This window comes from Rhodococcoides corynebacterioides NBRC 14404, assembly GCF_001894765.1.
GTDB lineage: Bacteria > Actinomycetota > Actinomycetes > Mycobacteriales > Mycobacteriaceae > Rhodococcoides > Rhodococcoides corynebacterioides.
This window is the reverse complement of sequence record NZ_BCWV01000002.1, coordinates 759889-774561: the sequence shown is the minus strand read 5'-3', so window position 1 is coordinate 774561 and position 14673 is coordinate 759889. Positions and strand designations below refer to the sequence as shown.

Below are 14673 nucleotides of genomic sequence, written 5' to 3'. Positions count from 1 at the left end.
TGCGTCGGGTGAAGTGCCGAGGGATCAGCGCTTCGAGTACTGCGATGCCTTGCGGGCCTTCTTCAGGCCGTACTTCTTGCGCTCGACCGCACGCGGGTCACGCGTGAGGAAGCCGGCCTTCTTCAGGGCCGGGCGGTCGTCCGGGGTGGCCTCGATGAGGGCACGGGCGATCGCGAGACGCAGTGCGCCGGCCTGGCCGGAGGGGCCGCCGCCGTGCAGGAGACCGGTCACGTCGAAGTTCTCGGCGCGCTCGACCAACACGAACGGGCTCTTGATGAGCTGCTGGTGCACCTTGTTCGGGAAGTAGTCCTCGAGGGTGCGGCCGTTCAGCGTGAACTGCCCGGTACCCGGGGTCAGACGCACGCGGACGACGGCTTCCTTGCGGCGACCGACCGTGGTGATGGGGCGGTCGATGTAGACGGCGGGACGGGCCGCGGCCTCGATGTCCGAGGCAACCTCGGGATCCTCGACGGAGACGAACTCGTCGGCGATCTCGACGTTCTCCTCGGGGGCGAACTCGGCGGTCTCGGTGACGACGTTCTCGTCGACCGACTGCTCGGGGGTCTGCTCGGGGGAGGTCACTGGGCCACCTGCTTGATCTCGAACGGAACGGGCTGCTGAGCCGCGTGGGGATGGTCGGGGCCGGCGTACACCTTGAGCTTGCTGGCGATGGCGCTGCCCAGCTTGTTCTTGGGGATCATGCCCTTGACGGCCTTCTCCACGACGCGGTCCGGGTTCTTGTCCATGACCTCACCGATGCTGCGCGCACGCAGACCGCCCGGGTGGCCGGAGTGGTGGTAGTGGAACTTGTCCGTCCGCTTGTTGCCGGAGATGGCGACCTTGTCGGCGTTGATGATGACAACGAAGTCACCGCCGTCGACATTCGGGGCGTAGGTGGGCTTGTGCTTGCCGCGCAGCAAGTTCGCTGCCTGGACGGCAAGGCGGCCGAGAACGACGTCGGTGGCGTCGATCACGTGCCAGGTCCGGGTGGTATCCCCGGCCTTGGGCGCATACGTGGACACGAATGACTTCCTTGTCTCATCGTCGATGTGCTGGCCGACGTCCGATCGGTGGTTCTCGGCGGCCAGTGGAGACCCGAGAGACCGGCAGACACGCATCGAGGTGACTGCATGTATCGAACGCCAACGGGGTACCTTACCGGCCCGCTGGATCGCAGGTCAAAACGCTGTCAACGCCGGAGGGAGTTGCACTCGATGCACCGACGGGCAGCGGGAAGTGCATCCAGCCGCGCGTCCGCGATCTCGCGTCCGCACTTCTCGCACACCCCGTAGGTGCCGGCGTCCACGCGCCCCTCCGCCTCGTCGAGGTCCCGGAGTTCCTGCCGGGCGTCCCGCAGCATCGACGCGACGGCGGCGCGTTCGAACGCGATGGTGGAGCCCTCCGGATCGTGCTCGTCGTCGTCGGTGGTCCACCGTGACCCCTCGACGATCGCCCGATGCTGGTCCTCGAGGGACGCGGCACGCGCCGTCGCCTCGGCGCGGGCGTCCGCGAGCCGGGTCCGGGCCACGGCGAGATCGACGGTCATGTCGGTGAGTGTGCCCGCACGGACCAAAGGATCGCCTCCGTGACCGGCCCCGCCCCCGACACGACCGTTCCCGCCGACCGGGCCCGAGAACGCCCATACGGACGACCGGGGTTCCCGAACGGCGGGAACGGGTGGGCAGCAGCTAGACGAACATCCCCCGATTGGCCGCCTCACGTGCCTGCATGTCGGCGTTGCCGCGACTCACGGCCGTCCCGACCTGCTCGAGCACCTGATTGAGTTCGAGCGCCGCGGCATCCCACTGCCGCTGCTTGTCCTGGTAGGACTCCGACGCGGCGCCCTCCCAGTCGGCGACGAGCGGAGTGATGATCTGCCGCAGCTCGTCGAGTTTGGCGTTGAGCGCGGCCTGCTTCGCATCGATCTGCGCACTGACCTGGTCGATGGCTCCGAAGACGTACCTCATGTCGAATCCTTTCTCGTTGGTGAACGGAACGCGTCAGAGGTTCAGCGACCCGGCGACGCTGACCGCCCGTGTGTTGTCGTCCTCGGCCGCGGCGTACGCGGTGCCGGACGCCTTGATGGAATCGCCGATGGCTCCCAGAGCGACCTGCAACTTGTTGGCGCTGGTGTCCCAGCTGTTCATCACGCTCTGGAACGCGACTGCGGCCGCGCCCTCCCAACTGCCCCCGACGCTCGCGACGTCGCCGCGAAGCTGGTCGAGCAGCGCCTTGACCTCCAGCGTGAGCTGATCGACCTTGCCTGCCGTGACCTGCATGGTCTCGACGGTGGTCCTCATCTGTGACATGTACTCCCCCTCGATGGCGTGGGTTCCGCGGTGTCGCACCCCCCTGCATCTGTATGGACGCCGCCCACCGTCGAACGGTTCCCTCGGTCCCGGATCGATTCGCGTGCGCGCGAATCGGTCGGCCCGCGGTCACTGCACCGACAGGCCGGCCAGCAGGTCGTCGCACACCGGCGAGAGCACCGGATAGGTGCCCGGTCCGCCCTGGCAGCCGACACTGATCTGCTCGCCTCGCGCGGCGAAGACGGTCCATCCGACCGTCGTCCCGTCGGGCGCCGATTCGAGATACTCGAGCTGCTGGCGGCCATGGCCTTCGGTCCGGTGCAGACCGTGGACGCGTCGAGAACCCTCGGACGCGGCGGTGAGCTCCCCCTCGATCTCGTCGAGACCGAGGCCGCCGTCGATCTCACGGACGACGAGAAGGATGCGCATCGGTGCGCCGTCGTCGGGCCGCAATTCGACACGATCGGGACCGGGCTGCAGGTGCCAGCCGACCGGAACCGCCACGCCGAGAGCTCCCACGCGGAACGGCATCCCCGTCGGTGGCAGCGGCTCGATCGGCCGCGGCGAATCGCCGGCCGGAGGTGGGCCGCCCGTCGGGGCCGCCGGATCCTCTGGCGACGCTGTCGACTCGGGCGCGGCCGTCGGCTCGGGTGCGGCTGCCGACGCCACCCGATCGACGGCCGACGGCGCACCCACCGGCCACAGCACCACCAGCGCGCACGTGGCCGCGGCTGCGACGAGCAGAGCGAGCGCCCCGGCCCCGATCCGCAGAAGACGACGGTGGCGGTTCGCCGGCCTTGCCGCCGCGACCCGGTCCGCGAGCCAGGCACCCCGACGCGGTGTGGCAGCGTCGAGATCGTCCTCCCAGCCGATCGCAGCGGCGTTCGGCAGTTCCCCGTTCCACCCGGCCGCAGCTCCCGTCGGATTCGTCGCGAGAACCCCGGCGCGACGGTTGCCCGCGAGCATGCTCCGGGCGGCGCTCGCGAGCGACCCGTCCTCGACCTCGATCACGGGCACCGCCGCGAGTTCGGCCACCGAGGCCGTGGAGAGCAGCTCCGCGGGTCCGTGCACGACGACCCGACAGATCGGCAGCGTCGCGGTGATGTCCTGCAACGCTCCCGTCAGGGCAGCGTCGACATCCACCTCGTCGACGACGACCGCCGGCACCAGCAGGCGACAGTCCGTGAGCACCGGACCGGCCGCGGATGTCGACTCACCCACCACCGTCGACAGGGTCACCCTGCCCGGCGTTCTGTCGAGAACGGCTGCACGACAACCATCGTCGTGATCACAGGGCGGGGTCCCGGTCGCCGCCGTCACCGCGCCGACGGCACTGTCGACCAGGACCACCTCGCGCGCGTGGGGCCTGCCGGCCGCCGACAGCACCCCGCAGCGCACGGGCCCCCAGTGCGGCGGGTGCACGATCACCACGGTGTCGGACACCGAGCCCGACGGCCCTTCGGGGCGAGAGGCACGCTCGATCAGCGCGCTCAGTGCCTCCGAAGCCGGCACATCGTGCCCGTCCAGCGACACCGTGCCGTCCACCCGGCCGAGCACGTCGACCGCCGGCGCATCCTCGTCGGCGACGACGACCCCCGCGTAGCGCGTCAGACCGGTCGACATCGACCGGACCGTGAAGCCGTCGGCCCACCACACGGCAGCCACGCCGACGACCAGGCCGATCACGACTCCTCCGCGAACGCCGTCTGGACGACCCTGGCCGACGAGCGGTCGACGAGGGTTCCGCGCCCCGGCGGCTGATCGGACGGGCGCACCGCGCCGAGCAGCACGCCCTCGTCTCGGTTGCCGCTCATGATCAGGCCCGGGCTCGCCAGGTCCCGGAGCCGCGCCAGCACCGGCTCGTAGAGCGCACGGGCCGCACCGCCGGCCCGACGGGCGACCACGAGGTGAAGTCCGACGTCCCTGGCCACCGACAGCAGGTCGAGCAGTTCCGCCAGAGGATTGCCGGTGGGCGTGACCACGAGGTCGTAGTCGTCCACCACCACGACGACGTCGGGTCCGGTCCACCACGACCGCGCCGCGAGTTGTTCCTTCGTGGTGTCGGGTCCGGGCCGACGCGTGCGGAGATGCCGCGCGAGTTCGACCACCATCGGACCGGCCTCCTCGGCGGACGACGCCCGTCCGGCGAGCCGGTCCTCCGGGACGACGTCGAGAAGTGTTCGGCGATAGTCGATCACGAGGACACGCAGCGATGCCGCGTCGTTCGCGTCGACCAGTCCTGCGCACAGTGCGCGCAGAACCGCCGTCTTTCCACATCGCCCGTCGCCGAGGACGAGGAAGTGCGGGTTCTCCGTGAGATCGAGATGAACCGGGGCCAGGTCGTCCTCGTCCACCCCGAGCGGGATCTGCCCGTGGAACCCGGCCCCTACGGTCGACGGCGGCCACGAGCATCCCGACTCGCTCCCGAACGCCCGCGCGAGGAACTCGGCGCGCGGCAGTCGGTGCGGCAACAACCGCAGCGCCGGCGCGGCGGGAACGTCCGCCCACCGTGCCCGCACCCCGTCGACTGCGTCGCCGACGGCACCGGTCAGACCGGCGACCGTCTGTCGGCCGTCGGTTCGGGGCAGAGCGATCAGCAGGTGGAGACCGTTCGAGGTGACACCGCGCCCCGGCCGGGCAGGGACCTTCGATGCCTGAGCCCGACCGATGTCGGAGTCCAGCGGGTCGACCAGCCGAAGCTCCACCCGCGTTCCGATCGCGTCCTTCACCGCGGGCCTGATGTCCGCCCACCGACCGGCCGTGAGGACGAGATGTACTCCGTAGGACAGGCCGGTCGTCGCGATGCGGGTGAGCGTGGCCTCGTGGGACTCGAAATCGGACCGGACCGTCGACCACCCGTCGACCACCAGGATCAGGTCGGCTGTGTCGACATCGGGCAGGGCATGCCGAGAGGCCCGCAGCTCCGCCATGGATGCGATGCCCAGCCGACGGAACAGCTCCTCGCGGCGCCGGACGACCGCTGCGGTGTCCGCGACGATCCGCCGAACCACCTCGTCGTCCGTCCGGCCCGCAACCGCGGCCACGTGGGGCAGACCCCGAAGCAAGGACACCGTGCCGCCACCGAAGTCGAGCGCGACGAACCGGCACTCACCCGGTGGATACCGTCGTGCGAGAGCGAGAAGGACGGTGGCCACCGCGGTGGACTTGCCCGAGTGCGGGCCGCCGACGACGGCCACGTGGCCGGCCGCACCGGTCAGGTCCACCCGAAGCGGATCGCGGCGTTGGTCGAACGGCCGGTCGACGACGCCGATCGTCGCCGCCACCGAGCCGATCGTGGAGTCCGCCGCCGAGTCGGGTAGGGCATCGAGCGGAACCGGCCGGTCCAACGGGGGCAACCACACACGATGGGCGGGGCGGCCCCGACCGCGAACACGGTCGACCACGGCGGCGAGGAGCGTTCGGGCAGGACCGGTGGCGGGGGTGCCGACCGAGGATGGAGTCGCGTCCCGGTCGAGAGACGAGGTCGCGACCCGCGCCACCGCCCGGTCCGTCGCGGAGAACAGCTGCACCGGCGGGTGTGCACGGAATGCCGTGGCGGCAGCCGGTGCACCGGAGGCCTGCTCGACGGGGCCGGACACGAACGATGCGGTGAAGCGCACCGGGTCACCGGCGTCGCTCTTGAGAAATCCGGCGCCGGGTCCGCCCGTCAGGTGATAGGCGTCGGGCACACCCAGAACCGAGCGGGATTCACCGGGCGAGAAGGTCTTGAGACCGATGCGGTAGGACAGATGGGAATCGAGGCCGCGCAGTCGTCCTTCGTCGAGCCGTTGACTCGCCAGCAGGAGATGAATGTGGAGTGATCGACCCAATCGGCCGATCGCGACGAACAGGTCCGCGAATTCCGGGACACGGCTGAGCAGTTCGGAGAACTCGTCGACGACGACGAACAACGCGGGCAATGGATCCAGCGCGGCACCGCGGGCCCGCGCTGCCGCATAGTCGGTCACGTTGGCGAAGTTTCCTGCGGACCGGAGCAACTCCTGGCGACGGTTCATCTCCCCGGCCAGCGCGTCGCGCATGCGCTCCACCATGTGCGCTTCCTCGGCCAGGTTGGTGATCACCGCCGCGACCTGCGGCGCCTCCTCCAGGCCGAGGAACGTCGCACCACCCTTGAAGTCGACGAGGACCAAATTGAGGACGTCCGGAGAGTGCGTGGCGATCAGGCCCAGCACGAGCGTGCGCAACAGTTCCGACTTGCCCGAGCCGGTGGCACCGATGCACAGACCGTGTGGACCCATACCGCCTTCGGCGGCCTCCTTGAGATCCAACTCGACCACGCCGCCGTTCTCGTCGAGACCGAACGGCACCTTCAGCCGGGCGCTCCCCGATCGACCGCGCCAGGCGAGGTCCGGATCGAGGACCTCCGGTCGCGTCATGCCGGGGAGGTCCACCCAGGCACCCGACCGCCGACGAGTCGAGTCGACGACGGCGGGCGACACGAGCCGGTAGCGTGCCATCGCGCGGGCCAGGCAGGTCGCCGTCGCCAGGTCGACGGTGTCGGCACGGCCGAACATCTCGACGCCGACGCTGCTGCGCGCACCGAGACGATCACCGTCCAACACGAGTTCGAGTGTGCGGGTGGACTCCTCGTCGGCCACCGGGTCGCTGTCGCCGGTGCCCGCGACCGACGCCAGGACGGTCACCCCGCGTCGGCCGAGCACACCTCGCCGGACGTCGGCATCGTCATCCCACCCGTCCACGACGAGCAGGACCCGGACCGCTGCCGGAATCCGGGACACCGCCTCGACGGCCTCGGTCACGGACTCGAATCGAAGCGTCTCTCGGGTCACACCCTCGATCGACTGCCGGTGGTGCGGAACCCACTTGACCCAGTCCCACGCATCGTTCTCGACCGGCGCGACCACGACGACGAGCAGATCGTCGGGCCCGTGGAAGGCCACCGCCTGAACGACCACCGCGCGCATCACCGCCCGTCCCCGCTCCGACGAGGGGACCGTCACCGCCGAGAAGGCCGACAGCGACACGGCGGTGGGCAGCATCGGGACGATGGCCCGCGCACGAACGAGCTCTCGCAGCATGGACGCGCACGCGGGGTCGACGTCCTCCGCCGGGCCGGTCTCCGGCGGGACGAGCCGAGTCACCAGTCGTTGATCACCCAGTCCCACCCGGACGTGGAGGAAGTCGGGGTCGGCGGCACGACGCTCCCACATGCGGGGAGACCCGGCGAGTGCGATCAGGGACGCCGGCTCGGGGTGTGCATGGTCGAGGGCGTCTCGCTGCGCGCGGGCAGTGCGCTCGATCTCCGCGCGGGTGCGATCGAGGTAGACGGCGTAGTCACGACGTGACTCGGCCAACTCGGCCACGCGGGACGAACCGCCTCGCCCTCCGCTCGCGAACATCGCGAGCATCGACACGGCCATCATGATCGGGAAGAGCAGCGCCGTCGGATTGGCGGCCGCACCGGACGTCACCATGAAGACGACCGTGCCGACCATCGCCACCACCATCACCACCGGGATCAACCTCGTCATGGGGCTCGCCGGTGTCACCCGGGGGACGTCGGGTGGCGCTTCCACGACGACGTCACCGGTAGGCACGGGCGGCCCCGTCACCCTCGACGGCGGCCGAGCGAAGGCCACCCGCCCACCGTCCGGTCGTAACCGGGCACCGAATCGTTCCGAGTCGATCGACATGCATTCCCCCCTCGAGATCCGTCGCCCCGTCGACGAATCGGCACGACACTAACCCGACCGTCCGACACGAGTTCGGCAGTCGTCACGGACCCGGGGATGGTTCGGCGCCCCGGAACCGACCGACCGGACCATGTCCGAGCCGTGTCCTATAGTGCTGTCGGGTTCCGGCCGGCGGCGTTCGGGCCGCCGGAGGAACGAGACCGTTCGGGGGGACAGGTCGATGAGTGGGGAACACGGAACGGGAACGATCGCGCGGGGGTCGACCGCGGCGGGGGTCGGGGCCGCGACAGCGTCCGAGGTCGCGGCGGGAGTCGTGCACGATTCCGTCAGGGCGACGGTGGTGGGATTCGGCGTCGAGGCGGACGTGAGCATGCCGGCAGGCCTGGCGGTGGCCGCGGTGATCCCTGCGGTGCTCGACATTCTGCGCCCGCACGGCCCTGCGCCCGACGAGGGCCCGCCCCGAAGCGCAGGCGCCACGCCCGCCGCCCACGAGTTGTGGACCCTGTCGGGTCGACGACTGGACCGGTCGTCGTCGTTGACGGACAACGGCATTCGAGACGGGGACGTCCTCGTGCTGCGCCGGTCCGACACGATCTCCGCACCGGTGGTGGACGATCTCGCCACCGCGGTCTCGGAGCCTCTCCGCGCGGATCGGGAACCACGGCCCACAGCGGTGGTGGGACCGATCGGGACGATGCTGGCGGCCGCGGCGGCGAGTGTGGTGGCAGTCGGCGACGGTGTCGCCCTGACCGCAGCGGGCGTCGCGATCGCCGTTCTCACCGCGATCGCCGCCCACGTCTGCGCCACGGTGACCAGGGACCCGAGCCTGATCTGCTGCGCCCGGGGATCGGCGTGTCTGCTCGCCTTCGGAGCGGGAGCCGCGGCCGTACCCGGTCGCGATATCGGTGCCGACGCGGTTCTCGGGTTCGCCGCGGTGGTCACCGTCTGCGTCCTGACCTCCGTGGCCGCGGGTCCGGTGGGACGGGCAACCTTCACGACGATCACCACCGTGGCCGTGATCGGCACGGTCGTCGGTGCCGTCGTCGCGTTCACGACGTTTCCGGCGTCGTCCGTGGCGGCCGTGACCGCATTGGCGTGCTCCGTCGCGATCACCCGTGCCCCGCGCCTCGCGGCCACGAGGGCCGGCATCCGCATTCCCCCCGTTCCGCTCGGTGACGCCGCCGCGGGACCCGTCGGCGAATCCGGGCGCGTCGTACACCGCCACACACCTGTCACCAGGGCCGCGGCCGCCGTGACCGTCGACACCGACATCGACCTCGTCGCCGCCCGCGCCGCCACCGCGCGCGCCTATCTGACCGGGTACGTCACCGCCTTGTCCGTGGCCGCCACCACCGCTGCCGTGATCACGGCAACGGCGGACCTCGGCCGTGAGGTCGACGCGGCCCGGCTGACGTTCGCCGCCCTCGTCGGTGCGGTGTTCTGCGCACAGAGCCGCGGTCACGGCGACCGCACGCGCGCCGCGGTCACGGCCGTGTGCGGCGGCTGTGTCGTTCCGGCGGTGTGCGTGGTCGGCGTGATCCTGCGTCCGGAGCTCTCTTTCGTGTGGCTCGGCGCGACGGCACCCGCCGCCGCTGCGCTCGTCTTCTGTGGGCTCGTCGCGCCGCGACGACGATTCTCGCCACCGGTACGACGGGCAGCGGACTGGGCGGAGTACGCCGCGACCGGCGCGCTGGTCCCCCTGACGGTGGCGATCGTCGGGGCCCTCTCTGCGGTGCGCGGCCTGTGACGACTCGCGGTCGACGACGATCGGTCGCGACGGCCGTCCTGGTAGCCGTCCTGGTGACCGTTCCGGCCACCGCGCCGGCGGCGGCCACGCCTCCCATCGATCCGCGGGCTTTGCCGAGCGCGGACCCCATCGGTCCCGACGAGCCGACCGAACAGCGCACGGCGTGTGCCGCGGTCGCAGAATCGGCGCTGCCCACGGTTCCGCCGCCCGCCCAGCGGGACCTCCGGTTCGCGGACGTCTGGCACCTGACCCGCGGCGCAGACCAGGTCGTGGCCGTCATCGACACCGGAGTCGCGCGTCACCCGTCGTTGCCCGGTCTGCGCGCCGGTGGCGACTACGTCGATGCGTCGGGAGACGGCACGCAGGACTGCGATGGGCACGGCACCGTCGTGGCCGGCCTGATCGCGGCACGCGACGATGCGTCGTCCGGATTCGTCGGCGGGGCACCGGACGCCCGCGTGCTCTCCATCCGTCAATCGAGTTCCGCCTTCGCCGCCGTGGGCTCGGACCCCGAGGCCGCGGACGGATCGACGTCCAGCGGGTACGGCAACGTGGACACGATGGCCCGCGCCGTCGTGTCTGCTGCGGACGCCGGTGCCACGGTCGTGAACATCTCCGAAGTGGCCTGTGCGCGCGCAGGATCACCACTGGGCGACTCCGCGTTGGGGGCCGCCGTTCGGTACGCCGCGGTGGAGCGGGACGTCGTCGTGGTCGCGGCAGCGGGCAATCTCGACGGCCGACGATGCCGTGACCGAAACGACGTGGTCCGTGGCCCACGGGCGGACGACGCCCCGGTGCGCACCACCGCCTCGCCCGCCTGGTTCGACGACTACGTTCTCACCGTCGCGTCGGTCGACCCGGACGGTCGTCCGTCCGCGTTCAGCCTCGGTGGCCCCTGGGTGGACGTCGCGGCCCCCGGCACCGGAATCGTCTCGCTCTCCCCCACCGGGCGTGGGCTGGCCACCGGCACCCTCGACGCCGAGGGGCGAGTCCTGCCGTTCGACGGCACCAGCTTCGCGGCCCCGTTCGCGTCCGCGACGGCGGCTCTCGTCCGGGCGCGGTTCCCGTCGCTCACCGCGTCGGACGTGATCGACCGCATCGTTCGCACGGCGCATGCGCCGGCCGGCGGGGTCGACACCGCGGTCGGATACGGCACGCTCGACCCGGTCGCCGCAGTGACGGCCACCGCGGCGGACGTCACACACCGAGCCGCGTTCCGCCCGCTCCCCCCGGCACCCGTGGATCCATCGCCCGACCGTCGATCGGCTGTGCTCGCCGTCTCCGCGGCCGGGGCCTGCGCCCTGCTCGTCGCCGTCGTCGCCGCGCTGCGCGCCGTCCGGCGTCAGCGGTCGAGGGACGCCGTCCGGCGTCAGCGCCCGGCGGATACGGCCTTGAGCGGAGGTCCGTCGTGAGTGCGTCGAGCGTCGTCCGCGTCGAGAGTCGGGCCCGCCGGGAGTCGCGCGATCATGGACCACGGCACGGGTACGGGTTCGCCGAGGCCCAGTGCCGTCGCATCCTCGTCCGTGGGCACGCCGTAGCGAACCCCGGTGTCCGACACGTAGAACCGACTGTCGCGCCGAGTCTCGGCGACCACGGGATCGGTCGCGACCACGAAGGCCCCGGCGCCGGCGTCGAGTTCGACGAGATCGACGGCGTCTCCACCCCCGTCGGATCCCGGCTGCACCACCGCGTCGGCTCGCACGGCCGGAACCTCGTCCCCCGTGGTCACGGTGACCGGACCGGACGTCGGCGACGACCACGCGGCGCAGGCGTTTCCGACGGTGACGAGTGCGGGCGGGGCGTCGGGGAAGGCCGACACGTCCAGAGGGCGTTCCGTTCGCGGTGCCCGCGCGATGACGTCCGGAGCGATGGCGTCGAGTCCGACACGCCCCGCGGAATCCGAGAAGCGCAGGACCTGCGCCACCGCCGGACCGATCGACTGGATCCCGTCGGCGAGTGCCACGTAGTGGCTACTGCGATCACCGAGGTCGACCGTGACCACCGAGCCGACCCGTCGGTCCCCCAGTGCATACGCCACCGGCGTGCCGACACCGTCGATGCGGGGAACCTCGAGCGGCCGCGACTCGGGCACCGAATCGAGCAGCGCCGCGGACACGCGTACGGGCACCGCGTCGTCGAGTCCGAGCGCGCGCATGAGCACAGTGTCCGTCGGATCGAGACGGGACCGCACGCCGTCGTGCAGAAGGTAGGTGATCCCTTCGCGTTGCCAGAGCACCGCTCCCCCGGACTGCCCGGGACGGGACGTAGCCGGATCGGAACTCACCCCGATCGTGGTCACCCCTGCCTCGCTCGACGTCGCGCCGCGATCGCACACGGACCACACGGTGGCATCGGGGCGTACCGAGATGGAGTGCGGGGCATCGACGATGCCGACAGCCGCCCCGCGGGGTCGTTCGGCGATCCGTTCGGTCGGGACCCCGACGGGATCGTCGGGCCGACCGACGACGAGACGCGCGGAGGCGAGCCCGAACGTGGGATGCAGTACTCCGTCGAGCACGACGTACAGCGCGCCCGTGTCGTCGTCGCGCACGATGTCGGCGTCACCGATGGTGGGCGCGGGGCGGAGGAAGGCGAGAATCCCGCACCCGGCGAGCAACAGAACCGCGACCACTGCTCCCACGGCCGTGGCGCGCGACGATGCTCGCAACGGATCGTGACGGAGTGTCGAATCTCCCTGCAGCAGGGCGACATCGACTCGTCGACTCGCGAACCGATGCGCGCCGACCTGCCACTTCGTGACCGGCTCTCGTCCCATGTTTCCCCCACCTCACCGGCCCCCCGGCCGCCCGCGGACGCCCCCCGAGGCCGTCCGTGTTGAGGGCACAGTACATCGGCTCACCGGCCGCCGACGACGCCGCCGGGGCGGCCGATGCTCGGCCGGCCGATCACGCGAGGGCGACGACGGCGACTGCGGTGGGCACCCTCGTCGGCCTCGGGTCCGCCGCACTCGGCGCTCCGGTCTGGGCGTCGTTCGCACTCGGTGCAGCGGTCACCGCCGCGGTCCTGCTCGCCCTGGTCACGATCCTGCCGCCGTGGTCTCGCGCGCGGACCACCACCACGCTCTCCCTGGACGTCGGCGGGCGGTCGATGGCCGTCGTGTGGGACGGCGCGACGGCAGCCGCGACGGTGGCTCTGGCACCGACCCGCGCGGAGGGATGGACCGTCCTGCACGGCGACGCCGTCGAACCGGACGTCGAGGTTCCCCTGTCCGCTCTGCTCGCTCGCACCACCGACGGAGACGAGGCTCCCGTCGACCTCGTGGTCGACACCGTTGCCCGCCGTCCCGACACCACCACCCGTCCCGGCGCCACCTACGTACCGATGACGAGTGCTGCCGGGGCGGTCGCCGTGCGGACGACGCGCTTGACCCTGGTCCTCGACGTGGCGCATGCGGCACCGGCCATTGCCCGTCGCGGAGGCGGATCCGTCGGCCTCGCCGCCGTTCTGGACCTCCACCTGGGTCGACTCGAACAGGTGGCGGCGGAGCACCACATCACCGTCCGACGGCTCGACGTCGACGACCTCGATCACCCCGATGCCGCATCCGCGCCGTCGCGATGGTGGACCGGCCCGCTGCACCGCAGCGCGACACCCACCACGTCCACTGCCGTCGCGCGAGCCGACGCCGCATCGTGGTGGCTCACCTCGGCAGGGTCGTCACCGCACGGCTGCCTCCTCGTCGGCACCGACGACTCTGTCCGGAACCTGCTCGGCGCGCGCCGAGTTCGCGTGCCGGCCCGGACCGGCGGGCCCGCATACCGGGTTCGGGGAGGACGCCCCGCCCAGCTACGCCCACTGCACCCGAACGCGCTCGACACCGTGACCGTTCCGGTGGCCGGCTGTGGACAACTGATCGGGGTGCAGGACGACGGGCGTGGCGTGGCAGTCCGCCTGTGGGGACCAGGAGTGCGCCGCATCGCCGTCGCGGTCGACACCGTCGTGCTGTTCCAACTCGTGTGGCGGGCCGTGGCCACGGGTGCGCGCGTCCTCGTGCTCACCGACCGTCCCGCGGTCTGGAGGTCCGTGATCGCCGCCGCCGGTGACGCCTCTCGACTGTCGGTCGGGGCGCCACACGATCCGACGGACACGGGGGCGGATCTACTGGTCCGCGATCACGCCGGCGCCGGCCGACCCGACGACCGTCCCTGCGTCCTCACCACCACCGGCGACGACGACACCGCGGACATCGCCCTCGTCCAGGAGGGGGCGTCCGACCGTATTCGGTGCCGCGTCGGTACCCGCACGACGACAGTGCGCCTGGTGTCCACGGCCGCGGAAGCCGAATCGATCGGCCGGTCGGCGTGGTGACGGAGACTCCGATATCGGACTCGCCTGACCCAGGCAGTATCAAATTCGCCTGACCCAGGCGGTATCAGACTCGCCTGACCCAGGCGGTATCAGACTCGCCTGACCCAGGCGGCGAGCTGTCCCACCATCCGGTCGGCCGCATCGGGAGCCACCTCGTCCCGCGTGGTCCCGTCCACCTCGAACGCGCGCTTGACTCGCCCGAAGGACACGGCATCACGTACCGACACCATGTGCAGCTCGGCCACCACCTGCCGGAGCTGCTCCACCGCACGCACGCCCCCGGCCATGCCGCCGTAGGACACGAATCCCACCGGCTTGCCACGCCACTCGTGCTTCACCGAATCCAAGGCGAGCTTCAGCGACGCCGGATAGCCGTGGTTGTACTCGGGAGTCACCAGCACGAACGCGTCGCATTCCCCCGCCCAGGCGGCGACCGCGTCGGGCCCGTCACCACCCGACAAGTCCAGCGGCAGAACCACATCCGCGAGATCGAGCACGCGGACGTCGAAAGTGCCGTCGGCCTCCGCGTGCCGCACGAACCACTGCGCCACCGTCGGACCGATACGCCCCGCGCGGACACTGCCGACGATCACGCCCAGAACCGGAACCATGA

The 14673-nt window shown here is 71.4% G+C and carries 12 protein-coding genes; 3 read left to right on the top strand and 9 right to left on the bottom strand.

Annotated features, from left to right (window positions below; genetic code table 11):
- Window positions 1-24 precede the first annotated feature (24 nt).
- The 7 genes from rpsI to eccCa form a co-directional block, all read right to left on the bottom strand.
- Window positions 25-492: a 30S ribosomal protein S9 gene (gene rpsI / locus RC2_RS05070; protein ID WP_169818382.1), complete on the bottom strand. Its 468-nt coding sequence runs from the start codon at window positions 490-492 to the stop codon at window positions 25-27.
- An 86-nt stretch (window positions 493-578) separates the two neighbouring features.
- Window positions 579-1022, bottom strand: coding sequence for a 50S ribosomal protein L13 (gene rplM / locus RC2_RS05065; protein WP_068148793.1), 444 nt, complete (start codon window positions 1020-1022; stop codon window positions 579-581).
- Between the two features lie 167 nt (window positions 1023-1189).
- Window positions 1190-1546, bottom strand: coding sequence for a TraR/DksA family transcriptional regulator (locus RC2_RS05060; protein ID WP_068148792.1), 357 nt, complete (start codon window positions 1544-1546; stop codon window positions 1190-1192).
- 142 nt (window positions 1547-1688) lie between these two features.
- Entirely contained in the window at window positions 1689-1967 is a 279-nt protein-coding gene (locus tag RC2_RS05055) for a WXG100 family type VII secretion target (RefSeq protein WP_068148789.1), read from the bottom strand.
- A 33-nt stretch (window positions 1968-2000) separates the two neighbouring features.
- On the bottom strand, window positions 2001-2309 hold the full coding sequence (locus RC2_RS05050) for a WXG100 family type VII secretion target (protein ID WP_068105983.1): 309 nt from the start codon (window positions 2307-2309) through the stop codon (window positions 2001-2003).
- Between the two features lie 129 nt (window positions 2310-2438).
- Window positions 2439-3995 carry a type VII secretion-associated protein gene (locus tag RC2_RS05045; RefSeq protein WP_068148784.1) on the bottom strand — a complete coding sequence of 519 codons (1557 nt, stop codon included), beginning with the start codon at window positions 3993-3995 and terminating at the stop codon, window positions 2439-2441.
- The gene (gene eccCa / locus RC2_RS05040) at window positions 3992-7984 is read right to left on the bottom strand and encodes a type VII secretion protein EccCa (RefSeq protein ID WP_082895528.1); all 3993 of its coding nucleotides are present in this window, start codon (window positions 7982-7984) and stop codon (window positions 3992-3994) included. Before eccCa ends, RC2_RS05045 begins: the two co-directional genes overlap by 4 nt.
- A 220-nt stretch (window positions 7985-8204) precedes the next feature.
- On the opposite strand from eccCa, the gene eccD reads away from it, so the two are divergent.
- Window positions 8205-9731, top strand: a complete 1527-nt coding sequence (gene eccD, locus RC2_RS05035; RefSeq protein ID WP_068148781.1) for a type VII secretion integral membrane protein EccD — start codon at window positions 8205-8207, stop codon at window positions 9729-9731.
- Entirely contained in the window at window positions 9728-11143 is a 1416-nt protein-coding gene (gene mycP / locus RC2_RS05030; RefSeq protein ID WP_245810963.1) for a type VII secretion-associated serine protease mycosin, read from the top strand. Before eccD ends, mycP begins: the two co-directional genes overlap by 4 nt.
- Here the strand turns inward: mycP and eccB are convergent.
- A complete protein-coding gene (gene eccB, locus RC2_RS05025) occupies window positions 11101-12507 on the bottom strand; it encodes a type VII secretion protein EccB (protein ID WP_072681112.1) in 1407 nt (468 codons plus the stop codon). The two genes, mycP and eccB, sit on opposite strands and share 43 nt — an antisense overlap.
- A 56-nt stretch (window positions 12508-12563) precedes the next feature.
- On the opposite strand from eccB, the gene RC2_RS05020 reads away from it, so the two are divergent.
- On the top strand, window positions 12564-14060 hold the full coding sequence (locus RC2_RS05020) for a type VII secretion protein EccE (protein WP_139277268.1): 1497 nt from the start codon (window positions 12564-12566) through the stop codon (window positions 14058-14060).
- An 89-nt stretch (window positions 14061-14149) separates the two neighbouring features.
- Here RC2_RS05020 and RC2_RS05015 read toward each other — a convergent pair whose 3' ends face one another.
- Window positions 14150-14671 carry an NADPH-dependent FMN reductase gene (locus RC2_RS05015; protein WP_068153003.1) on the bottom strand — a complete coding sequence of 174 codons (522 nt, stop codon included), beginning with the start codon at window positions 14669-14671 and terminating at the stop codon, window positions 14150-14152.
- Between the last annotated feature and the right edge of the window lie 2 nt (window positions 14672-14673).

Bases quoted from the DNA above. Each gene is read 5' to 3' on its own strand.
- RC2_RS05015 (WP_068153003.1), bottom strand. From the start codon at position 14,671: ATGGTTCCGGTTCTGGGCGTGATCGTCGGCAGTGTCCGCGCGGGGCGT.
- RC2_RS05060 (WP_068148792.1), bottom strand. From the start codon at position 1,546: ATGACCGTCGATCTCGCCGTGGCCCGGACCCGGCTCGCGGACGCCCGC.
- RC2_RS05050 (WP_068105983.1), bottom strand. From the start codon at position 2,309: ATGTCACAGATGAGGACCACCGTCGAGACCATGCAGGTCACGGCAGGC.
- eccB (WP_072681112.1), bottom strand. From the start codon at position 12,507: ATGGGACGAGAGCCGGTCACGAAGTGGCAGGTCGGCGCGCATCGGTTC.
- eccCa (WP_082895528.1), bottom strand. From the start codon at position 7,984: ATGTCGATCGACTCGGAACGATTCGGTGCCCGGTTACGACCGGACGGT.
- RC2_RS05055 (WP_068148789.1), bottom strand. From the start codon at position 1,967: ATGAGGTACGTCTTCGGAGCCATCGACCAGGTCAGTGCGCAGATCGAT.
- eccD (WP_068148781.1), top strand. From the start codon at position 8,205: ATGAGTGGGGAACACGGAACGGGAACGATCGCGCGGGGGTCGACCGCG.